Origin of the sequence: Micromonospora sp. NPDC048935 (assembly GCF_043197875.1) — a bacterium.
Classification (GTDB): domain Bacteria; phylum Actinomycetota; class Actinomycetes; order Mycobacteriales; family Micromonosporaceae; genus Micromonospora.
Genome location: NZ_JBICTZ010000008.1, coordinates 326,951 through 347,945, shown reverse-complemented (window position 1 = coordinate 347,945; position 20,995 = coordinate 326,951). Strand labels below are relative to the sequence as shown.

At 72.3% G+C, this 20,995-nt stretch carries 17 protein-coding genes; 6 read left to right on the top strand and 11 right to left on the bottom strand.

The genetic code is table 11. The features are described from left to right. Nucleotides 1–23: 23 nt before the first annotated feature. Both ACGFIW_RS23325 and ACGFIW_RS23320 read right to left on the bottom strand, forming a co-directional pair. Complete coding sequence (locus ACGFIW_RS23325) at nt 24–617, bottom strand: nucleotidyltransferase family protein (RefSeq protein ID WP_357078107.1); 594 nt, start codon at nt 615–617, stop codon at nt 24–26. A 205-nt stretch (nt 618–822) separates the two neighbouring features. Beyond that, nucleotides 823–2,532 carry a bifunctional 3'-5' exonuclease/DNA polymerase gene (locus ACGFIW_RS23320; protein WP_393319231.1) on the bottom strand — a complete coding sequence of 570 codons (1,710 nt, stop codon included), beginning with the start codon at nt 2,530–2,532 and terminating at the stop codon, nt 823–825. A 120-nt stretch (nt 2,533–2,652) separates the two neighbouring features. On the opposite strand from ACGFIW_RS23320, the gene ACGFIW_RS23315 reads away from it, so the two are divergent. Further along, a complete protein-coding gene (locus ACGFIW_RS23315) occupies nt 2,653–4,380 on the top strand; it encodes an ABC transporter ATP-binding protein (protein ID WP_393319462.1) in 1,728 nt (575 codons plus the stop codon). A 50-nt stretch (nt 4,381–4,430) separates the two neighbouring features. After that, nucleotides 4,431–6,128: an ABC transporter ATP-binding protein gene (locus ACGFIW_RS23310; RefSeq protein WP_393319458.1), complete on the top strand. Its 1,698-nt coding sequence runs from the start codon at nt 4,431–4,433 to the stop codon at nt 6,126–6,128. Nucleotides 6,129–6,132: 4 nt separating this feature from the next. On the opposite strand, the gene ACGFIW_RS23305 is transcribed toward ACGFIW_RS23310, so the two are convergent. The 5 genes from ACGFIW_RS23305 to ACGFIW_RS23285 are packed head-to-tail and all read right to left on the bottom strand — an operon-like array spanning nt 6,133 to nt 11,161. Beyond that, nucleotides 6,133–7,059 (bottom strand): carbohydrate ABC transporter permease, encoded by a 927-nt coding sequence (locus ACGFIW_RS23305; protein ID WP_393319229.1) that lies wholly within the window; start codon nt 7,057–7,059, stop codon nt 6,133–6,135. Continuing rightward, complete coding sequence (locus tag ACGFIW_RS23300; RefSeq protein ID WP_357078090.1) at nt 7,059–7,967, bottom strand: sugar ABC transporter permease; 909 nt, start codon at nt 7,965–7,967, stop codon at nt 7,059–7,061. Before ACGFIW_RS23300 ends, ACGFIW_RS23305 begins: the two co-directional genes overlap by 1 nt. Nucleotides 7,968–7,983: 16 nt before the next feature. Continuing rightward, complete coding sequence (ngcE, locus tag ACGFIW_RS23295; protein ID WP_393319227.1) at nt 7,984–9,435, bottom strand: N-acetylglucosamine/diacetylchitobiose ABC transporter substrate-binding protein; 1,452 nt, start codon at nt 9,433–9,435, stop codon at nt 7,984–7,986. Nucleotides 9,436–9,461: 26 nt separating this feature from the next. Beyond that, nucleotides 9,462–10,211, bottom strand: a complete 750-nt coding sequence (locus tag ACGFIW_RS23290) for an SIS domain-containing protein (RefSeq protein WP_357377044.1) — start codon at nt 10,209–10,211, stop codon at nt 9,462–9,464. Continuing rightward, a complete protein-coding gene (locus ACGFIW_RS23285) occupies nt 10,208–11,161 on the bottom strand; it encodes a MurR/RpiR family transcriptional regulator (protein WP_357078080.1) in 954 nt (317 codons plus the stop codon). The genes ACGFIW_RS23290 and ACGFIW_RS23285 overlap by 4 nt, the downstream gene beginning before the upstream one ends. A 207-nt stretch (nt 11,162–11,368) precedes the next feature. Between ACGFIW_RS23285 and ACGFIW_RS23280 the strand changes: the two genes are divergently transcribed. Both ACGFIW_RS23280 and ACGFIW_RS23275 read left to right on the top strand, forming a co-directional pair. Next, a complete protein-coding gene (locus ACGFIW_RS23280; RefSeq protein WP_393319224.1) occupies nt 11,369–12,355 on the top strand; it encodes an N-acetylglucosamine kinase in 987 nt (328 codons plus the stop codon). Between the two features lie 257 nt (nt 12,356–12,612). Then, nucleotides 12,613–13,365 carry an SDR family NAD(P)-dependent oxidoreductase gene (locus ACGFIW_RS23275; RefSeq protein ID WP_393319222.1) on the top strand — a complete coding sequence of 251 codons (753 nt, stop codon included), beginning with the start codon at nt 12,613–12,615 and terminating at the stop codon, nt 13,363–13,365. 54 nt (nt 13,366–13,419) lie between these two features. Here ACGFIW_RS23275 and ACGFIW_RS23270 read toward each other — a convergent pair whose 3' ends face one another. Together ACGFIW_RS23270 and ACGFIW_RS23265 are read right to left on the bottom strand one after the other, a co-directional pair. Then, a complete protein-coding gene (locus ACGFIW_RS23270; protein WP_393319220.1) occupies nt 13,420–14,256 on the bottom strand; it encodes a hypothetical protein in 837 nt (278 codons plus the stop codon). A gap of 40 nt (nt 14,257–14,296) precedes the next feature. Next, nucleotides 14,297–15,166 carry a hypothetical protein gene (locus ACGFIW_RS23265; protein WP_393319217.1) on the bottom strand — a complete coding sequence of 290 codons (870 nt, stop codon included), beginning with the start codon at nt 15,164–15,166 and terminating at the stop codon, nt 14,297–14,299. A gap of 73 nt (nt 15,167–15,239) precedes the next feature. Between ACGFIW_RS23265 and ACGFIW_RS23260 the strand changes: the two genes are divergently transcribed. Continuing rightward, nucleotides 15,240–16,205 carry a hypothetical protein gene (locus ACGFIW_RS23260; protein ID WP_393319214.1) on the top strand — a complete coding sequence of 322 codons (966 nt, stop codon included), beginning with the start codon at nt 15,240–15,242 and terminating at the stop codon, nt 16,203–16,205. An 82-nt stretch (nt 16,206–16,287) separates the two neighbouring features. On the opposite strand, the gene murD is transcribed toward ACGFIW_RS23260, so the two are convergent. Continuing rightward, a complete protein-coding gene (gene murD, locus ACGFIW_RS23255; protein WP_393319211.1) occupies nt 16,288–17,634 on the bottom strand; it encodes a UDP-N-acetylmuramoyl-L-alanine--D-glutamate ligase in 1,347 nt (448 codons plus the stop codon). A gap of 82 nt (nt 17,635–17,716) precedes the next feature. Here murD and ACGFIW_RS23250 point away from each other — a divergent pair, with 82 nt between their 5' ends. Further along, complete coding sequence (locus ACGFIW_RS23250; protein WP_393319208.1) at nt 17,717–19,066, top strand: hypothetical protein; 1,350 nt, start codon at nt 17,717–17,719, stop codon at nt 19,064–19,066. Nucleotides 19,067–19,100: 34 nt separating this feature from the next. Here ACGFIW_RS23250 and ACGFIW_RS23245 read toward each other — a convergent pair whose 3' ends face one another. Next, nucleotides 19,101–20,954, bottom strand: coding sequence for a PucR family transcriptional regulator (locus tag ACGFIW_RS23245; RefSeq protein WP_393319206.1), 1,854 nt, complete (start codon nt 20,952–20,954; stop codon nt 19,101–19,103). Nucleotides 20,955–20,995 lie beyond the last annotated feature (41 nt).

The following is a 20,995-nucleotide window of genomic DNA, read 5'->3' as shown; positions in this document are numbered from 1 at the left end:
TCAGCACGGATACTCAGGCCACCTCAGACCCCGACCCGCTGCGGCGGGACGGTCAGGCCGTAGAGCGCCATCAGCTCCGGGGTGTCGACGCGGCTGCCGTCGGCCACCGAGTCGCAGGCGATGTCGACGATCTGGTCCTTGTGCGCCAGCAGGTACGGTCGGGCGCCCACGTCGGCGCTGGCCAGGGTGGCGATGCCGGGCCAGTGCCGGCGGCCGAACAGCATCGGGTAGCCGCGCAGCCCGTCGTAGGTGGCGCAGACCAACACATCGGGGTACGGCAGTGCGGCCACCCGGCGAACCGCGACGGCGGTCAGCCCCGGCATGTCGACGGGGACCACCACCACCGCCTCGATCCCCTCGTCGTCCAGGGCGGCCAGACCGGCCCGGATGGACGAGCCGACCCCGGTGCCCCACGCCTTGTTGATGACGACTGTGGCCCGGCCCAGGTCGGCGGTTTCCCGGACCTGCTCGGCGGCGGCACCCAGCACGACCACGATGCGTTCGCAGCCTGCCTCGGTCATCGTGTCGATCATCTGGTTGACCAGTGGCTTCTCGCCCTGGTGCAGCAGCGCCTCGGGACCACCGATCCGTCGTCCCCCGCCCGCGGCGATGATCATTCCTGCGATCCCGTTCAGCTGCGCCCCCTCCAGCGTGGGACCGACCGTGACCGGTCCGCCCCTCCTACGGACACTGCAACGAGGACGGCCAGCCGAGAGTAGCGGGGCGAAAAGGAGAAATAGCACAACCGTTACACGCCCGGCATCTCCCAGCTCGACCGCGCCGAGGTCGCGGCGGCACCCACGGCAGGCGTGGCCCCGGCGGTCAGGCCGCGTCGGCGTAGCACGCCACGATGGACAGGTCGAGCGGAAACCGAACCGGCGTGGCACCGAAGAGCAGCGTGGAGGCCCGCTCGCCACACCGGGTGACGGCCTCGGCGACCGCCTCCGCCTGCGCGGCGGGCGCGTGCACGACCACCTCGTCGTGCTGGAAGAAGACCAGCTCCGCGTCGGTGCCGGCCAACTCCGTGCGCAGCGTGGCAAGCAACGTGGCGGCCCACTCGGCGGCGGTGGCCTGGATGACGAAGTTACGCGTGAAACGGCCCCTCGACCGCGCGGCCCGCGCCCGGGGACCCTGCGGATCGGCCGCCGCGTCCGGATCGGAGGGCGCGTCGTCCGGATCACCGAACCCCACCGAACCGGGCGGGCACGTCCGCCCCAGCCACGACCGCACCAGCCCACCCGCCTCGCCGGTGCGCGCCGCCGCCTCCACGAAGGCGAACGCCGTCGGGTAACTGCGCTTCAGCACCGCCAACGCGGGCACCGCCGCGCCGCCGGTCTGCCCGTACATCGCGCCGAGCAGCGCCACCTTGGCCTTGGCCCGGTCGCCGCCGAACGAGTCGCGGGCCAGCGCGGCGTAGAGGTCGCCGGCCCCGCCCGCCGCCGCCAGCCGGGCGTCGCCGGAGACCGCCGCCAGCACCCGTGGCTCCAACTGGCCGGCGTCGGCGACCACCAACCGCCAGCCCGGATCGGCCACCACCGCCCGGCGGATCACCTTCGGGATCTGCAACGCGCCACCGCCCCGGGTCGCCCAGCGGCCGGAGACGACCCCGGCGGGCACGTACTCCGGTCGGAACCGCCCGTCGCGCACCCACTGTTCGAGCCAGGACCAGCCGTGCGCCGTCCAGATCCGGTAGAGCTCCTTGTATTCCAACAGCAGCGGCACCGCCGGATGGTCGACCCCGCGCAGCACCCAGGCCCGGGTGTTGGGCAGCTCCACCCCGACCCGGGCGAACGCCTTCAGCAGCTCCGTCGGGGAGTCGGTGTGCAGGCCGCGTACGCCGAGCGCGTCGGCGATCCGTGCGGCCAGCTCGGCGAGTCGGCGTGGCGGGCCACCGACCGGGGACGCCTCGCCGAGCAACTCGTGCAGGATCTCGTCGTGCACGTCGGCACGCCACGGCAGACCCGCGGCACCCATCTCCACCGCGATCAGCGCGCCAGCCGACTCGGCGGCCACCAGCAACCGGAAGCGTCCCGGGTGCTCGGTCGCGGCGATGCGGGCGAGCTGGTCGGCGTACACCTGGATCAGTGCGTCGATGCCCGGCCCCGACGGGCCGGGAAGCGTGTCGAAGAGCGCGCCCTGGCCGTGCCCGGGCGGTGCGGCGGCGCGCGGTGGTGGGTCGGGCGGCACCGGCGCACCGGTCAGGCGGGCCCAGGCCGCGGCCAGCGCGCGGGGCTCGCCCCAGCGGCCCGCCTGCCCGAGCAGCAACGCCTCGGTCAACTCCACGTCGTGACACCTGTCGACCCGGACACCGGCACGCAGCAGCGGCGGGTAGACGGAGGTGGCGGCGGACCAGACCCAACGCGGGTGCTCGGCGGCCTCGCGGGCGGCGACCGCGGCGACCAGGTCGACGACGGGCTCGGTCGGACCGACCGGCGCACCGGCCGAGTCCAGTGGGCAGAGCACTCCCCCACCCCGCTCGTCGGACACCACCGCCACCAGCACGAACGTGATTCTGCCTCCCCCCTGCGACAAGTCCCGAGGCAGACCTCACCGGCGTCGGTTCCCTGCGGTGTCGGCGACGGTCGGTAGCGTGGTCGGGTGCCCCCACAGATCCCGCACTTCGATCCCGGCACTCCCGACACCCGGGGTCCGATGCGATACCTGTGGTGGCTCGCCCGCTGCCAACCCTGGCGGGTGCTGCGCGGCAGCCTGATCGGCACGGCCTGGATGGTCGGGCTCTCCGCCCGGCCCTACCTGATCTACCGCGCCGTCGACGAGGGGCTGCGCACGGGAGACACGCGCGCCCTGGTGTTCTGGGTCGCGGCGATCGTCGTCGCGGGGGTGGCCCTGTCCTACCTCGGCATCATGCGGCACCGCACGATGACCTTCATCCGGGAGGACGCCAAGGCCCGCTCGGCGGAGGTGCTGCTGCGCCACCTGTCCCGCATCGGCGCGGTGCTGCCCCGCCGGGTCGGCGCGGGTGAGGTGTCCACCATCGGCGGCTCCGACATCGACTGGACCGCGCAGGTGCTGACGCTGACCGGGCCGGGCGTCGGCGCGGTCGTCGCGTACGCGATCATCGCCGTGGTGCTCTGGTCGATCTCCCCGCTGCTGGCGCTCTGCGTGCTGGTGGGAGTGCCGGCGGTCGGCCTGGTCGTCGGGCCGCTGCTGCGCCGCCTGGAGCGGGTCGAGTCGGTCTACCGCCGGCAGCAGGGCGCGCTCACCGCCCGCTCCGGCGACATCGTGGCGGGGCTGCGGGTGCTCGCCGGGGTGGGCGGCCGGGACCTGTTCGCCCGGCGGTATGCGGCCAGGTCCCAGGATCTGCGCGCGGAGGGCTACCGGGTCGGCGCGGTCTACAGCTGGATCGACGCGGCGACAGTCGCCATCCCCGGGTTGTTCCTGGCGGCGGTGGTGTGGCTGACGGCTCGGATGGCGGTGACCGGCGAGGTCACGATCGGCGAGCTGGTGGCCGTCTACGGCTACGTGGCGACCCTGATCGTGCCGGTGTGGTTCCTGCTGGAGGGCAGTCACCAGTTGATCCGGGGGCGGGTCGCCGCCCGGCGGATCGCCGACCTGCTCAACGTGGCCCCGGACGAGGTCGGTGGCCCGGGTCGCCGGTGGTCGGGTGCGGTGCCCGACGCACGCCGGCCGGGTGCCCTGGCCGCACCGGCCGACCCCGCCGACCTGCACGACCCGGAGACCGGCCTGACCGTGCCCGCCGGCCGACTGACCGGGGTGGCCGCCGACGACCCGGCGGTGGCCGTGGCGCTGGCCGACCGGCTCGGCCGGTACGTCGTCAGCGACACCACCTGGGGCGGTGTGCCGTTGACCGCTGTCGCCCTGGACGAGGTCCGTTCCCGGATCATGGTCGCCGACCACGACTCGTACCTCTTCGCCGGGACACTGCGCGACGTGCTGTGCCCCGGTGCCGACGACGAACGGATCCGGGCGGCTCTGCGGACCGCCTCGGCGGACGACATCGTCGACGCCCTGCCCGCCGGGCTGGACACCCCGCTGGACGCGCGAGCCCGGACACTCTCCGGCGGCCAACGCCAACGGGTCCGCCTGGCCCGGGCTCTCCTCGCCGAGCCGGAGGTGCTGATCCTCGTCGACCCGACCTCGGCCGTGGACGCGCACACCGAGGCGCGGATCGCCGAACGGCTGCGTTTCGCGCGGGCCGGGCGGACGACTGTCGTGATCGCCACGTCGCCGCTGCTGCTCGGCCGGGCCGACGTGGTCGCGTTCCTGAGCGCCGGCCGGATCACCGCCACCGGCAGCCACGCCGACCTGTTCGACGCCGACGCCGACTACCGGCACCTGGTGGCCCGGGGCAGCGCCGATCTCGACCGGCCCACCCACACCGAGGAGGTCTACCGGTGAACCGGCTGCCGGTGGCCGACCGACGCACCGTACGTCGCGCCCTGCGCGACATGATCGGTCGGCATCGCCGGGCGGTCGGTGTCGTGCTGGCGCTGCACTGCGCCGCCGCGGTCGCCGGCCTCGCCCCGCCGTGGCTGCTGGGCACCATCGTCGACCGGGTCACCGCCGGTGCCGGCGTGGCCACCGTGGACCGGCTGGCGCTGGCCATCGCCGGCTGCGTCCTGGTCAGTGCGCTGCTCTCCCGCTACGCCCAGTACGCCGGCCACCGCTTCGGTGAACGGGCCGTCGCCGAGCTGCGCGAGGAGTTCGTCTCCCGCACCCTCGGCCTGCCGGTGTCGGTCGTCGAGCGTGCCGGTTCCGGCGACCTGGCCACCCGCAGCTCGGTCGACGTGGCGACGGTCGGGACCACCGTGCGCAACGTGGTGCCCACCATCGTCATCGCGTCCGTGCAGTTGACGTTGCTGTTCGGGGCGGTCTTCCTGCTGCATCCGCTGCTCGGCCTGACGGCGTTGGCCGGGCTCCCGTCGATCGTGGCGACCACCAGGTGGTATCTGCGGCGGGCCAGTCCCGCGTACCTCGCCGAGGGCGCGGCGGCGGCCGAGTTGACCGAGACGCTCACCACCACCGCCGAGGGCGCCCGCACCGTGGAGGCGCTGCGGCTGACCGACGAGCGGGTCCGGCACGGCACCGGCCGGATCACCCGGCTGTGGCAGGCCCGGCGGGCGACCCTGGCGCTGCGGACGGTGTACTTCTCGGTCGTCGAGGCCAGCTATCCGCTGCCGATCGCCCTGGTGCTGCTCGTCGGCGGCTACCTGCTCTCCCGGGAGGTGGTCTCGCTCGGCGCGGTGGTCGCCGCCGCGCTCTACCTGCAACAGGCGATCGACCCGATGGACCGGCTGTTGCAGTGGACCGAGCAGGCGCAGCGCGGCTTCGCGTCGTACGCCCGGGTGCTCGGCGTCGGCATGGTCCCGCCGGAGGCGCCCGGTCGGGCGGTCACCTCGCGGGGCGAGCGGGTCGTCGTCAGCGGGGCGCGGTTCTCCTACTCCGGTGGGCCGGACGTGCTGCACGGCATCGACCTGGAGGTGCAGCCGGGTGAGCGGCTGGCCGTCGTGGGTCCGTCGGGTGCCGGCAAGTCCACCCTGGCCCGGCTGCTGGCCGGGATCGACGCGCCACGCCACGGCGTGGTCAGCATCGGTGGCTGCCCGGTCACCGACCTCGACCCCGCCGAACGTCGGCGACGGATCGCCCTGGTCACGCAGGAGCACCACGTCTTCATGGGCTCGGTGCGCGACAACCTGTCCTTCGCCGCACCGGACGCGTCGGACGAGCAGATGCGCGCCGCGCTTGTCACCGTGGGTGCCGACTGGTTCGCCCACCTGCCCGACGGTCTGGACACCCAGCTCGGCGACGGGGCCCGGCAGCTCGGCGCGGCCGAGGCACAGCAGCTCGCGCTGGCCCGGCTGGTGCTCGCCGACCCGCACACGCTGATCCTCGACGAGGCGACCGCCGCGCTCGACCCGAGCACCGCCCGTCGTACCGAGCGGGCGCTGGCCGCCGTGCTGGTTGGGCGGACGGTCATCGCGATCGCGCACCGGCTCAACACCGCGCACGACGCCGACCGGGTCGCCGTGCTGGCCGACGGCCGGATCACCGAGATCGGCAGCCACGACGACCTGGTGGCTGCCGGCGGGGCGTACGCCGCGCTGTGGCACTCCTGGCACAGTCAGGCAGACGAGCGCCCGAGGTGACCGGCTACTTGACGGCGCCGGAGGTGAGGCCGGCCTGGATCTGACGCTGGAAGACCGCGTACACGATGATCATCGGGAGGATGGCGAGGGTCAGCGCGGCGAACAACCCGGACCAGTCCGCCTCGTAGCCGGCGTTCACCGAGATCTCCGCGATGCCCTGGGTGAGCACCCACTTGTCCTTGCTGGAGAGCAACACCAGGGGCAACTGGTACTGCGCCCACTGACCGATGATGTTGAAGATCGCCACGCTGATCAGGCCCGGCTTCGCCATCGGCATCATCACCTGGAAGAACAGCCGGGTGTGCCCACAGCCGTCGATCATCCCCGCCTCGGCGACCGACGTCGGCAGGGTCTTGAAGAACGCGGCCAGGAAGAACACCGTGAACGGCAACGAGTACGCGCTGTAGACCAGCACCAACCCGAGGTGGCTGTCCAACAGGTGTAGCTGTTTCACCACGAAGAAGAGCGGCACCAGGGCCAGGAAGACCGGGAAGGCCAGCCCGGAGACGAACAGGTAGTAGACCGCCCGGTTGCCCCAGAACCGGTAGCGGGCCAGCACGTACGCGGCCATCGAGCCGAGCAGCATGGTGAGGAACGTGCCGCACCCGACCACGATGACGCTGTTGAGGAAGTACCGGCCCACGTTCGCCTTGGTCCAGGCCCGACCGAAGTTCTCCCAGCGCAGCTCCGCCGGGAGCGTCCACGGGCTGCTGAAGATCTCGGTGGTGTTCTTGAACGCGGCGAGGAAGGTCCACAGGATCGGCACGATCACGATCACCGCCCACACGGCGAGTGCGATGTGCCCCAGACCCGCGAAGAGCCGTACCTCCGAGCGGGGGCTCCGGCCTCCCTGCCCACCGGTGGCCTTCGGGTCGCTGGTCTTCGGCGGTAGCGCCGCCGGTGTCGGCGGCAGCGTCGACTGCGGGTTCATCAGTACTCCACGCTTTCCCGCTTGGTGAGCCGCAGCGTCAGCGCCGCGAACGTGAGGGTGAGGAAGAACAGCGCCACGCCCATCGCCGAGGCGTAACCGTACTTCGAGTAGACGAACGCGTTGCGGTAGATCTCCATCGCCAGGACGGTGGTGGCGCCGTCCGGGCCGCCACCGTCCACCGAGAGCACCGCCACGATGGCGAACGCGTCGAACGCCGCGATGCCGAGGTACACCCAGGCCACCTGGAGGGTGTCCCAGAGCAGCGGCAGGGTGACCCGGAAGAACAGCGTCACCCTGCTCGCCCCGTCCATCTCGGCGGCCTCGTAGATCTCACCCGGGATGGAGGCCATCCCGGCGGAGAACAGCACCACGTAGAAGCCGACCGCCTGCCAGACCAGCACCGCGATGATCGACCACAGGGCCAGGCTCGGCTTGACCAGGAAGAACACCGGGTCCAGGCCGAACTTCATCAACACGCCGTTGATCAGGCCGGACTCGTTCGGCCGGTACACCATCTGGAACAGCACCGCGATGATGGCCACCGCCAGGACCTGGGGGAAGAAGAACACCACCCGGTAGAACTTCGCCCCCCAGACCCCCTGACGTTGGCCGCCACTGCTCTTGCCGCCCACGTTGAGCAGGAAGGCGAAGAACAGTGCGATCGCGATGGTGATCAGCGGCAGGGCAAGCAGCAGTACGCCGTGGTGCTGGACCGCCTTCCAGAAGGTGCCGTCGTCGAGCAACCTCCGGTAGTTGTCGAAGCCCACCCACTGCGGGGCCGACAGCCCCCGCCAGTTGGTCATCGAGATCTGGAACGCCTGCGCGTACGGCCAGATCACGAAGGTCACGTACAGCGTGACCGGGAGAAAGAGGAACCCGATCACGAATGGGTACTTGCCGTGCCGCATGACCCCTACGCTCCGATCAGCGCTTGAACTTGGTGACGGAGGAATCCTTCTTGATGGCGTCGGCGCGCTTCTGGATCCGCTCCACGAAGGCGTCCGCGTTGATCCGGCCGAACATCAGCTCGTTGGTGGCGGCCCGCGCCTCCGTGTCGAGCTCCTTGTACCAGTTGTCGAAGAGCATGTTGAACACGTCCTTGCCGGCCGCCTTCAGCGCGGCCTGCGCGCTGGCGACACCCGGCGGGAACTGGAAGCCCTCGCTGCCGGCCGGCACCACCGTGGCCGCACCGACGGTCTCGGTGAAGCCCCGGGCGCCCGCCTTGGAGAGCATCTGGCGCATGTACTCCATCCCGCCACGCGGGTTCTTGCTCTTGGACGAGACGAAGTATCCCTCGCCACCGGCCGCCCGGATAGCGGTCGCCGGCAGCTTGTCCGTCGCGGTGAGGCCGGGCACCGGCATGAGCTGGTAGGTGAAGCCCGCCGGCGTGTCCTTCTTCTGCTCGTTCTCCAGCCAGTCACCGGAGGGGTAGAAGGCGACCTTGCCCTGGTTCTGCCGAAGCTGCACGTCGGTGTGCTTGAGCCCCTCGAAGCTCTTGTCCGAGTACTTCGCGCCGATCTCGGCCCACGCCTCCGCGGCCTGCTTGACGGCGTCCTGCTTCCAGGCGCCGTCCTCCAGGTTGTCGATGTTCTTCAGGACATCGGTGCCGCCGATCTTCGCGGCCTGCGTGAGGATCACGTTCCACTGGTAGTAGGCCGCGTTCGACCCGGCGTAGCCGTACGGGGTGATGCCCTTGGCCTTGATCTGCTCGCACAGCGCCTTGAACTGCTCCCAGTTGGTGGGCGCCGTCCAACCGTTGTCCTTGAAGAGCTTGCCGGAGTACCAGATGCCGTAGACCGTCGAGACGTAGTACAGGACGAACGGCTTGCGCCCCCCGTCGGCGGTGTTGAACATGCCCTGCTCGACGATGCCCGGGATGACGGTGTCGCGGACCTTCTTGCTCGGGTCGTCGACCGACGGCGCGTCCCACAGCTCGGTGAGGTCCTGGAGCTGGCCGTCGTTGACGAGCGCACCGAAGTCGAGGAACTTCTCGCCCGAGTTGTTGACGAACTCCGGCGGGTTGCCGCCGGCGAACCGCGGCTGGAGCACCGTGGAGACCGCCTGGGTCGCCTGGTGCTTGACCTCGGACTTGGGGAAGGCCGTCTTGTAGAGCGGCTCGTGCACGTCGGTGGCGTACTTCTCGCCGTAACCGCCGTTGAAGATGATCACCTCGATCGGGGCGTCCTCCTTGACGCCCAGCGGGTTCTTCTCGCTCTTGGTGCCACCGGCGACCTGCTCGGTCTCCTTGTCGCCGCCGCTCGTCGCACAGGCGCTGAGCAGGCCGATGGCCGGAGTGGCGAGCATGCCCACGGCGGCGGCGCGACGCAGCACCGTGCGACGGTCGAGTGCGGCCGGGTGTTCGGGGGTAATCGACATCGTCGTCTCTCCTTGGGAAATTCGGGTCAGGCGGTACGCCGGAGACGCCCGGCGTACCGCGACTCGAGGGCGATGTTGTGCTCGTCCCCGCCGGGGACGTTGGCGGAGAGGTAGATAGGGGGCACCTCTCCGGCCTGGTGGAACCGTCGCACGACCTCCGCGGTCAGCAGCTGCGCCAGCAGCGCCGTGGTGACCGAGGAGACCGCACAGACCGCGCCGCCGCCCTCGAGCGGCAGCAGTGCGTCACCGTACGGCGCGCCGTTGTCCAGCACGACGTCGGCGAGGTCGGCGAGCCGCTGACCGGACGGGTGCCGTGGCGCCACCCGTGCCGTGTGCTCGACCGAGGTGACCGCGATCAACGGATGACCGCGCTCGGTGACCAGCGCCGCCAGCTCGACCACCGAGCCGTTGATGCCGGACTGGGACGCCACCACGAACACGTCGCGCGGCTGGGGTGCCGCGAGCGCGTAGATCTGGTGGGCGATGGAGGGGTCGCGTTCCAGCTTCGGGTCGGCGAGCACGTCACGCGGGGCGTCACCGTGCAGCACCAGGTCCCGTACCGAGAGCCGGTTGGTGGGGACCAACCCGCCGGCCCGGGCCACCAGCTCGGCGGCGAACGCCTCGGAGTGCCCGGCGCCGAACGCCTGGAGCACCCCACCGTCGCGCAGGCTGTCGGCGATCAGGTCGGCGGCCCGGGTGATCCCGTCGGCCTCCGAGTCGAGCAGTCGGTCGAGCACCGGGCGGACGGCGTCCGCGTACCCCTGGGCACTGATCATGACAGGACCCCTTTCGCGGCCTTGTGCCCGTCGACGGCCTGCGCGGTGCGCCGGAAGGCCGCGTGGGCGCGGTCGTGCGTACGTTGGGCGACGGCGATGTAGAGCAGGTCGAGCACCACCAACTGGGGGTGTCGGGCGGAGAGCGCGTCCGGCCGGAAGGTGGTCGCCTGGCTGGCCGTGAGCAGCACGATGTCGGCCAGCTCGGCCAGCGGTGAGCGCGGGAAACCGGTGAGCGCGAGCGTGGTCGCGCCCCGGCTGCCCGCCTCGGCGAGCATCTCGATCGTCTCCCGGGTCTGCCCGGTGTGCGAGATGCCGAGCGCCACGTCGCCGGCGCGCAGCAACGCGGCGCTGGCCAGCCCCTCGTGCACGTCGTTCCACGCCCACGCGGCCACGCCGATGCGGTGCAGGCTGAACTGCATCTCCTCGCCGACGAGCGCGCTGCCGCTGGCGCCGAAGATGTTGACCCGGCTGGCCCCGGCGATCGCCACTGCCGCGCGCTCCACCTCGCCGAGGTCGAGCAGGGTGGCGGTGTCGTGCATGGCCCGGGTGTCGGCGGCCATGATCTGGTCGAGCACCCGGGCGAGCGGGTCGCTCGGCTGGATCTCGCGTCCGATGTCGACGGTCCAACCGGCAGAGCGGGCCCGACCGGTCTCGGAGGCGATGCCCAGCCGCAGGTCGGCGTACCCCTCGAAGCCCATCGCCCGGCAGAAGCGGGTGATGGTCGCCGGTGAGGTGCCGCTGCGCTCGGCCAACTCGACGATTGTGGATCGGGCAGCGGCCTCCGGGTCGCTCAGCACGTGCTCGGCGACCCGCCGCAGGGCGCCGGTCAACTCGCCGAGCCCGTTGCGGACCCGGGCCAGCACCCCGTCGGAGGCGGAGATCCTTCGATCGATCGCGTCGGCGTCGACCACCGCGGTCCCCGCGGCGGTGTCCACCTCGTGATCAACCATGTGTCGGCTCACCTTTCCGAAAAGCTTGTTAACTGTTAGTGGTAAAAGTTCTTACTGAACGGCCCTCTGTGTCAAGACTGTGGGCGAAGTTTTCAAACTGTTACCTGGCGCACAACCCGCTGCGCCCGCCGGAACTTGCCCCGCAACACGCCGCCGACCAGCATGAACAGGCCCGATCGCCGTACCAACCAAGGAGGCTCCGTGCCGATGTCCGACACCCTCGTGATCGGTCTCGATGTCGGCGGCACGTCCACCCGGGCGACCGCCCTGACCCTCACCGGGCACCGTGTCGGCACCGGCCGCGCCGGCGGTGGCAACCCCACGAGTCACGGCGCCGAACGCGCCGCCGCCGAACTCCTGACCGCGCTGCGCGAGGCGCTCGCCGATCTCGACCCGACACGCGTGGTCGCCGGCACCATCGGGCTCGCCGGAGCCGGCCGGCTGCTCGCCGACCCCGCCGGCCGGGCCGCCTTCGACCGGGCCTGGCACGACGCCGGCCTCCGCTGCCCGTACGCGGTGCACGGCGACGCCCTGGTCGCCTACGCCTCCGGCAGCGCCGCACCGGACGGCACCGTGCTCATCGCCGGCACCGGCGCGATCACCGCACAGGTCCACGACCTACGGCTCGACCGGATCGCCGACGGTCACGGCTGGCTCCTCGGCGACACCGGCTCGGGCTTCTGGCTCGGCCGTGAGGCGGTACGCCGACTACTCGCCGACCTGGACGTCGGCCGCAGGCCCGGGGCACTGGCCACGGCGGTGCTCACCAACCTGCTGGGCAGCGCCGAGATCGCCGCCCGCCCCCGCGCCACCGTGGACGCCGTCATCCAGACCGTCACCCGACGAGCACCCATCGAGCTGGCCCAACTCGCGCCACTCGTCGTCACCGCCGCCGGCCAGGGCGAACCCGTCGCCGTCGCCCTCATCCGCGAGGCCGCGACCCATCTCGCCGAGAGCGTGGGCCGAATCCGCCCCGCCGACGCGACGACACCCGTCGTGCTCGGCGGCGGCCTCCTCACCGCGGACACCCCGCTGGCCACCGCCGTCCGGGCCGAGATCGCCCGACACTGGCCGGACGCGCCCCTGCGTACCGCCGGCGACGGTGCGGCCGCCGCAGCCTGGCTCGCCGCCCGCGACCTGCCCGAGGTCACCGACCCGGCGGCCCTGCACGCCCGCCTGTTCCCCACCACCTGACCGCCGGCGCGCGCCGCCCGCGGCCATGATCGCCCTCGATCCCGGTTGTCGTGCCCTCCGGCCCGAGACGGGGGACTCTTTCCTGGATTTGGCGCGATCACCCGGTACGCGGCACCAGAAGCGAGCACGATCGCGGCGAGGGGCGCCACACCGGCGGCGGCGTACACTTGCTTGAGCAAGCAACATTGGATCGGTTCGACGAGAGGGTTAGCCGTTCCGCGTCCATCGACATCACCGCCACAACTGGAGGGACTGCCATGAATCGCCTCAAAGGGCGTGCTGCACTTGTCACCGGCTCGACGAGCGGAATTGGGCGCGGCGTGGCGGAGGCGATGGCCCGCGAGGGCGCCGTCGTCGTCGTGACCGGACTTGGCTCGGAGCAGGGTGCTCAGATCGTCGACGGCATCGCCGCGGAGGGCGGCATCGCCCACTTCGTCGAGGCAGACCTCTCTGCGGGTGGCTCCGCCGTCCGCCGCCTCGCACAGGAGGCGACGGCCCTGGCGGGTCGACCGATCGACATCCTGGTCAACAACGCGGCCTTTCTCGTGCCGCCGCACCCCGTGACGGAGTCGAGCGAGGAACAGATCGACCAGGTGTTGGAGATCAACATCAAGGCCCCGTACCTCCTGACGGCAGCCCTGGTGCCCGCCATGGTGGAGCACGGCGGCGGCTCGGTGATCAACATCGGCTCGATCGGCGGCGTGGACGGAATCAAGTTCACGTCGCTGTACGGTGCCAGCAAGGCGGCCCTGCACTCACTGACCAGGTCGTGGGCCGCGGAGTTGGCCGCTGACGGTGTGCGGGTGAACACCGTCGCCCCCGGACCCACCATCACCGAGAGCAACGAAGACCTTCGCCCCATCCTGGAGAAGCTCGCCCAGGGCAACCCGGACAGGCGCACGGGGACCGTGCAGGACACCGCCGCGGCGGTGATCTTCCTCGCCAGTGCGGAGGCGTCACACATCCACGGCGTGCTCCTCCCCGTGGACGGCGGGGCCCTCGCGATCTGAGGACAGACCGGCTCGGCGCGTCGGTGCCGAGCCGGCGCGCACTGCACTTGATGTTCATTCTCGGACACGATCGGTGGGCGGGTCATGCTCCCACCGTCCCCGCTCCGCGCCCGGTGGGCCCGCACGGTCGGCGGCCGGCAGCGCCGCGCGACGCCGCGCCGCGCCGCTGGCCGCCGCCGCGTGCAGCGCCACCGCCAGCACCGCGAAAGCCACCCAGCCGGCCGCCATTGCGGCGGCCGTCGAGGTGTCCTGCCAGACGTGGTACGCCGCCAGGAAGCCGACAAGTGCCAGGCTGTTGCGGGCGAAGTGCCGGGTGAACGCCACCAGGTCGCGGCGGCTCTCGATGGCCACCAGCACCCCGGAGTACGGGAAGGTCACCACCATCGCGCGCAACAGCTCGCCGAGCAGCCCGGTGAGCGTCGCACCCAGCAGGATCACCAGGAGCTTGACCGCCGCCGGCAGCCGGGTTCGCGGCCCCGCCTCTGCCACCGGCGGCGGTGCTGTCGGCGGTGCTGTCGGCGCTGGGTGTTGTCGGCGCAGCAGCAGCATCGTCACCGCCCAGAGCGCCACGGTGCCGGCCAGCGTGGGCCAGAAGGGCACCGGTACGGCGAGCAGACCCGCGCTGAGTGCCACGTACCCGATGATCCCGGCGGCGTCGGCGATCAGAATCGGCCAGCGCCACAGGTGGTGCGTGACCGCCACGACGACGAAGAACAGGTTGAGGCCGAGCACCCCGAGCAGTTGCGCCCCCTGCACCCGGTGACCGGTGCCGACCAGTGCCAGCGTCATCGGCAGCGGGAGACTGTAGACCAGCGCGCGCATTCGCACCGACCGGATCAGGCTGACCGCCCACACCACCGCGGTAACCAGCAGTACGGCCTGCACGGTCATCGGCGGCCAGCCCTCCCGTCGCGGTCGGTCGACGTCGTCCTCAGTCGAGGAAGGTCGCCGCCTCGACGCAGACCTCGAAGACGTCGGTCAGCCGGGCCAGGTCACCGGCGTTCACCGAGAACTGGTTCTCGGTGATCTCGCCGTGCGCGCTCATGCGGCCCTCCCAGCAGGCCGTGCCGTCCCACAGGGTCAGGTTGACGTGCCGGGAGGCATCGACCACGCCCCACGGCAACAGGCCCACCCGCACCCCGGCCTGTTGTTGGGCCCGCACCAACGCGGTCAGCTCGTCGGTCAGGCCGGCGTGCAGGAACACCCGGGTGATCCGTACGCCCCGGGCCAACGCCTCGGTGTTCGCCGCCCAGTAGTGCCGGCCGATCTCGCCACGCCACCAGCTCAGTTCGCCGCTGGCCCTCGGCATCACGTTCGTCACCGCGTCCAGCCGCCGTACGCACTCGCGGGTGCCGCCGAGCAGGTCCTGACAGTCGCCGCCGGGTCGGATGATCCGCCCCACCCGCAGTTGGTCGGTGTCGGCCCGAAACCGCTCGAAGCGACGCCGGGCCTCGTCGGCGACCCGGGTGCCGGGATGCCGCTCGACCGCTTCCCGGGTGCCGGTGACCACCTCCGGCACCGCGTGCACCAGCCAGTGCGGCCCCTCCAGCAGGGTGCGCAGGTGGAAGCGGCGCTCGGCACGGGCCAGCGAGTCGACAAGCAGCGAGATGGTGGTCCCCATCAACCCGGCGAGCAGCGACTCCACGCCGGTCGCCGCGTTGGTCAGGTCCAACGTCACGGAGAGCGAGATCGAGATCAGGATGCCGACAAGCGCGACCGGGTCGGTGTGCGCCAACAGCCGGACGAATCCACCCGCGGCGGCGATCCGACCGACGCGGGGTCGACGGAGCAGATCGGACATCGACGTACCTCCCGGGCGCCGGTTGAGGCCAGCGTACGACGGGACGACAACAGTGCCCCGGTACGATCCTGCGGTGCCCGAGCTGCCCGTACCGCTGCCCGTGGGTGCGCCGGACGACCCGGCGGCCGGCGTCGCCCGGTGGGTCGGCGCGGACCCGATCCGCGGCCTGGTCGCCCGTTTCGGCGGCACCTGGCCCGACGGTGACCTGGCCGAGGTGCTGCGGTTTCTCGACGAGTTCTCGGCGACGCACTGGGACTTCCGGGGCGGCCGGGAACGGCCCGAGGCCCGGGAGCCGGACCTCGACCCCGACACCGCCGAGCTGGTGCTCGCCGCGGCGGCCGCCCTCGGCCTGGTCCGGCCGGTGCCGCCGACCCGACCGGCGTACGCCCACCTGGTCGTCCTCGGTGGCCTGGGGCACGCCTGCGTGCGCCGGGTCGCCTACGCCGCGCACCTGCTGCGCGGGGGTCTGCGGGTGACCGGCGAGGTCGCCGTGCTGGGTAGTTTCCGGCCGCTGTCGGACTGGGAGCGGCGCACGCTGGCCGGTGCCGGCCTGCCCGCCGACGACACCGAGGTGGACGTGTTGGAATCGGCGGTCCGGCGGGTGTTCGGGGTGACCGCCCCGGCAGAGCGGGCCGGCGTCGACGCCGGCCACCCGCACCACTCCTGGTCGTCGCGGACCTACCGCCCGACGGGCCTGCCGCCGGTACGGGTGGTGGCCGCGCCGTCTGGCGAACCGGATCGGCGGCGCGCCCACACCGCCGACACGCAGCGGTTCTGGGCCGAGCACGCACGGGTCGCCCCGGGCGACGAGATCCTGATGGTCACCGCGCCGATCTACGTGCCGTTCCAGCACTGCGACGCGCTGCGTACCCTGGCCCTGCCGTACGGGTGTGGCATCGACACGGTCGGCGTGGACCCGGCGCTGGCCGACCTGGCGGTGCTACCCGAGCAGACGCTCACGCCGGGCCGCTACCTCCAGGAGATCCGCTCGGCGATCCGCTCGATGCGCGCCCTGCACTCCCGGCTGCCCGCACGCTGACCGCCGGTGACACCAGAACAGCCGGGCTCAGCCGGCGGCGTCGGCCCAGCCGGCCTCAGCCGGCGGCACCCGCACAGCCGGCTCAGCCGGCGGTGTCGGCGACGGCCTGGGCGAAGACCTCGGAGCGGTGCTCGAAGTTGCGGAACCGGCCGTAGCTGGGCGCGGCCGGGGACAGCAGCACCACCCCACCCGCCGGGGTCACCTCGCGGGACAGCCGGACCGCGTCCACCAGGTCCTCGACCAGTTCGGTACGCACCTTGGGCAGGCCGGCGAGCACCTCGACGATGCGCGGTCCGCTGTCCGGGATCCCGATCACGGTCAGCTCCCGCTCGGCCAGGTGCTCGGCCAGCGGGCTGTAGTCCAGACCCCGGTCGTTGCCCCCGACGATGACCGTCAGCGGCCGCCCGTCGTACGCGTCGATGGCGTGCATGGCCGCGTACGGACTGGTGGCCAGCGTGTCGTCGACGAAGGTCAACCCGGACGGGTCGGTGATCTCGGTGAGCCGGTGGGCCAGGCCCTGGAACTCGGCGACCGCGACGGCGAGGTGGTCCTTGGCGGCCACCACGTCGATGCCGAGCGCGTCGAGCACGGCGAGGGCCACGCACAGGTTGCCCTCGTTGTGCCGGCCGACCAGCGGCAGCACGGCACGCGGGAAGAGCGGCTGGTCAGCGAGGTGGAACCAGGGCGTACCGTCGATGCCGGCCGCGACGTGGGTGGTGTCGGGTCGACCGGCCCGGACCGCCGGCAGGTCCCCCAGCTCGGCGGCGAGCCGGGGATCGCCGCCGTTGACCACGATCGTCTGCGGGTCGTGGGCCAGCAGGTTGAGCTTGTCGCGGTAGTACTCCCGCTCCCCGCCGTGCGCGTCCAGGTGCTCGGGGAAGAGCGCGGTGACCACCGCCACCCGGGGCGAGTCGGTGAGGTCGCTGCACTGGTAGCTGGACAGCTCCAGCACGTACAGCTCCGCCTCCGGCAGGTCGAGGGTCGGCACCCCGATGTTGCCGCCGAAGACGTTCGGCCGGCCCAGCGCGGTGAGCAGGTGGCTGATCAGGCTGGAGGTGGTGCTCTTGCCCTTGCTGCCGGTGACCCCGACGGTGCGCGCGGCGTGGTCGGCCATCCACAGCGCGGTGCCCTGGGTGACCAGGACGCCGCGTCGGCGCAGTTCGACGAGCCACGGGTGGGTCTGCGGCACGCCCGGGGAGCGGACCACCACGTCGGCGGCGGCGAGCCGAACGAATCCCGCCTCGCCGGTGACCAGTGGCGCCGCCTCGGCCAGCGGGCCGTCCCAGGGCAGCGACAGGAAGTTGGCGCTGTCGTCGACGGCGACCAGCTCGGCGGGGCCGTGCGCGGCGATAGCCGTCACAGCGGCCCGGCCCTCCCGGCCGGTCCCCCAGACGGCGACGGTACGTCCGCGCAGGTCAGACAGGCGCACTGGGCTCTCCTCGGGGGTCGCGGCGGCGGCAGGGCGGGCCCGGTCCGGACACGGCCGGACGAACCAGGGCCTAGTATGGCGTGTGCCCAACGAGCAGCTCCGGCGGATGGACGCCTTCACCTTCCCGTCCTACTCGATCGACTTCGCCACCGGCGAGGTGTTGTTCGACTACGCCCTGACCGGCCCGGCCGGTGAGCAGCGGTTCACCGAGGTGATCACCCTCCCGCTGCCGGCGGAGCCGCCCTCGGACGAGACGGTGGCGACCCTCGGCCGGGTGCTGGAGGTGCTGCACCTGGTCGCCGGGGTCAGTTACTACAAGACCGCCGCCCCGCCCCGGCTCGTGCTGCCGGCGCCGCTGGGCGCGGCCACCGTCGACTACGTCACGGCCGTCTACACCAAGGGCCTCGCCGAGTACGCGTACCGCAACGAGCTGCCGCACGTGTTGCGGCTGCGTCCGAAGGTGCCGGCCGGCACACCGGCGACCCCCCGGGTGTACGACGACTCCGACCGGCGCCCGCTCTCGGCGGTCGGCGGCGGTAAGGACTCGATCGTCAGCCTGGAGGCGCTGCGCCGCGCCGGGCTGGACCCGGTGCCGTTCTCGGTCAACCCGAACCACGTGATCGTCTCGGTGAACGAGGCGTCCGGGCTGGTCCCGCTCGCCGCCCGCCGGCGGATCGACCCGGTGCTGTTCGACCTGAACGCGGCCGGCGCGCTGAACGGGCACATCCCGGTCACCGCGATCAACTCGCTGATCGCGGTGGCCACCGCGGTCCTGCACGGGCTCGGCCCGGTGGTGATGTCCAACGAGCGCTCGGCGTCCGACCCGAACCTGGTCTGGGACGGTCACGAGATCAACCACCAGTGGTCCAAGGGCGTCGAGGCGGAGGGGCTGCTGCGGGCGTCGCTGGCCGAGCACGCGGGCCTGACCGACCCGTACTTCTCGCTGCTGCGCTCCCTGTCCGAGCTGCACATCGCCCGGCTGTTCGCCGAGTTCACCCGCTACGACGAGGTGGTGACCAGTTGCAACGCCGCGTTCAAGCTGCGGGACGCGAGTGAGCGCTGGTGCCGCGACTGTCCGAAGTGCCGGTTCGTGTTCCTGGCCATGGCACCCTTCATGCCGCGTGAGCGGGTGGTGGGCATCTTTGGCGGCGACCTGCTCGCCGACGAGTCGCAGATCCCCGGCTACCGCGAGCTGCTGGGCGTCGACGGGCACAAGCCGTTCGAGTGCGTGGGCGAGGTCGAGGAGTCGGTGGTGGCCCTCGGCCTGCTCGCCGAACAGGCCCAGTGGCGCGACGCCCCGGTGATCCGAGCCCTGGTCGAAGCCGTTCCGGAGACAGCCTGGTCCGCGGTGGCCCACTCGGACGTCTTCACCCCCGGCGGCCCGAACCACATCCCCCCCACCTACGCCAAGGCCCTCAACGCCCTCACCTGACCAGGCCGAACTCCATGATCAACTGTGGGGTGGGTCAGGGGGTGCGGACTGCGTCCAGGGCCAGCAGGGCTACGTGTAGGGAGAGGCTGGCCTCCACCGAGTCGAGGTCCACGTCGAGGATGCGGGCGATGCGGGCCAGGCGTTCGTAGAAGGCCGGTCGGGACAGGTGGGCGGCGGCAGCACCGGCGGACTTGTTGCGGCCCTGCTCCAGGTACGTGCGCAGGGTGTCGAGCAGCCGTTCCCGGGGGTGGCGGGCGTCGTAGTCGAGCAGGGCGCCGAGTTCGCGTTCCACGAAGGTCTGCAACCGGGGCTCGTCGCGCAGCAGGTGCAGCAGCCCGGCCAGGCCGACGTGCGGCAGCCGGAAGACCGCCAGGTCACGCCGATCCCGGGTGGCCGCCTCGGCGATCTGCCGCGCCTCGACAAGTGACCGGCGAGCCTCCCGCAACGTGCCCACCCCCGATCCAGCGGCCACGATCACGGCACCAGGGCCAACACCCCGGGCCCTCTCGACACCCACCCGCACGGCCTCCACCCCGAACGCCGGGCGGGACGGATCGGCGCCGGGAGCCGCGCGGGAGGACTCCGCGCCGGACGGGGAGCGGGACGCATCCGAGCCGGGGGTGGCCCGAGCCGGTTCGACACCGAGCCCCGGTCGGCCGGTGCCGGCGTCGAGGCGTACCCGACGAAGAGCGCCGGCGAACGCGGACAACGCGCGGTCCTCGGCGGCCGGGTCGGTCAGGGCCAGCAGCGCACCCACCGAATTGTCGTCGACGGCGCTGGTCAGCGCGGTCAGCTTCGCCTCGCGCAGCGCCTGGCCGACCGCCTCGGACAGGTCCCGCAGCCGGGCCTGCGCGGCCTCCGGGCCGGTCTCCCCGGCCGGGTCCTCGGCCCGGTGTCGGACCATCACGCCGACCAGGTGCCGACGGTCGAGCACCACGCCGAGCGCCTTCGCCCGCAGGGCGACCTCGTCCACCGGTCGGGAGTGGTCGAGGAGTGCGGTGAGCAGGGTGCGGTGGATCTGCCGTTCCAGCCCTTCGGCGTCGCGGCGGATCAGTCGGCCCAGCGCGAGGGTGGACGCGGCCCGCTCGATCAGGATGGTCAACCGGGTGGGCGGGCCGGCGGTCGGCACGCTGGGCTGGGCGCTGGGCACGTCGCCGCCTGCCGGCCAGCGCAGCAACAGTCGCCCCCAGTCCTGCCCCCGCGCGCCCACGGCGGTGACCAGCCACCCGTTGTCCGGGTCGTACGCGGTGCGCCCGGTCGGCCGGACCCGCCGGGAGTGCTGCTCCCAGCCGTCGAGCAGCAGCTCGGCGCTCTCGCCCGCCGGGTCGTACCCGAGCACCTGCCGGGACAGGTTCTCCAACACCACCGGGCAGCCGGACAGCTCGGCGGCCTGCCGGATCACCTCGGCGGCGTCGCCGCCCTCGACGGACAGGTCGTTGAACCGCTGGTGGATCTCCTCGGTGGCGCGCAGCTCGGTGAGCTGCGCGTCGACGATCAGCGCGTGCACCGCCTCGGTGATCCGCACGAACGGGGTGGCCCGGCGCAGCTCCACCAGGGGCAGGCCGCGCCGCTCGGCGGCGGCGACCATGACCCGGGGCACGCCGCTGACGTAGCGGCGGCCCAACTCGACGACGAGCCCGGAGACACCGACGTCGGCCAGGTCCCCGATGAACGCGCGGAGCCCGGCGTCGTCGCCGGGTAGGCCGATGCCGGTGGTGAGCACCAACTCGCCACCACCGAGCAGGGTGGCGATGTCCGGCACCTCGGCGACGTGCACCCAGCGGACCGGCCGGTCCAGCCCGGCGTCCCCGGCGACCACGCGCGGTGCGCCGTGGCGGACGGGGCCCAGGGCGAGGACCTCACGCACAGTAGGGAACACGGCCGACACGCTACCCTCCGTGACGCCGGATCTCGACATTCGCCGGGCGA

Coding starts and splice junctions, on each gene's coding strand:
- ACGFIW_RS23325 (WP_357078107.1), bottom strand. CDS start 617: ATGATCATCGCCGCGGGCGGGGGACGACGGATCGGTGGTCCCGAGGCG.
- ACGFIW_RS23315 (WP_393319462.1), top strand. CDS start 2,653: ATGCGATACCTGTGGTGGCTCGCCCGCTGCCAACCCTGGCGGGTGCTG.
- ACGFIW_RS23310 (WP_393319458.1), top strand. CDS start 4,431: ATGATCGGTCGGCATCGCCGGGCGGTCGGTGTCGTGCTGGCGCTGCAC.
- ACGFIW_RS23305 (WP_393319229.1), bottom strand. CDS start 7,059: ATGAACCCGCAGTCGACGCTGCCGCCGACACCGGCGGCGCTACCGCCG.
- ACGFIW_RS23300 (WP_357078090.1), bottom strand. CDS start 7,967: ATGCGGCACGGCAAGTACCCATTCGTGATCGGGTTCCTCTTTCTCCCG.
- ngcE (WP_393319227.1), bottom strand. CDS start 9,435: ATGTCGATTACCCCCGAACACCCGGCCGCACTCGACCGTCGCACGGTG.
- ACGFIW_RS23290 (WP_357377044.1), bottom strand. CDS start 10,211: ATGATCAGTGCCCAGGGGTACGCGGACGCCGTCCGCCCGGTGCTCGAC.
- ACGFIW_RS23285 (WP_357078080.1), bottom strand. CDS start 11,161: ATGGTTGATCACGAGGTGGACACCGCCGCGGGGACCGCGGTGGTCGAC.
- ACGFIW_RS23280 (WP_393319224.1), top strand. CDS start 11,369: ATGTCCGACACCCTCGTGATCGGTCTCGATGTCGGCGGCACGTCCACC.
- ACGFIW_RS23275 (WP_393319222.1), top strand. CDS start 12,613: ATGAATCGCCTCAAAGGGCGTGCTGCACTTGTCACCGGCTCGACGAGC.
- ACGFIW_RS23270 (WP_393319220.1), bottom strand. CDS start 14,256: ATGACCGTGCAGGCCGTACTGCTGGTTACCGCGGTGGTGTGGGCGGTC.
- ACGFIW_RS23265 (WP_393319217.1), bottom strand. CDS start 15,166: ATGTCCGATCTGCTCCGTCGACCCCGCGTCGGTCGGATCGCCGCCGCG.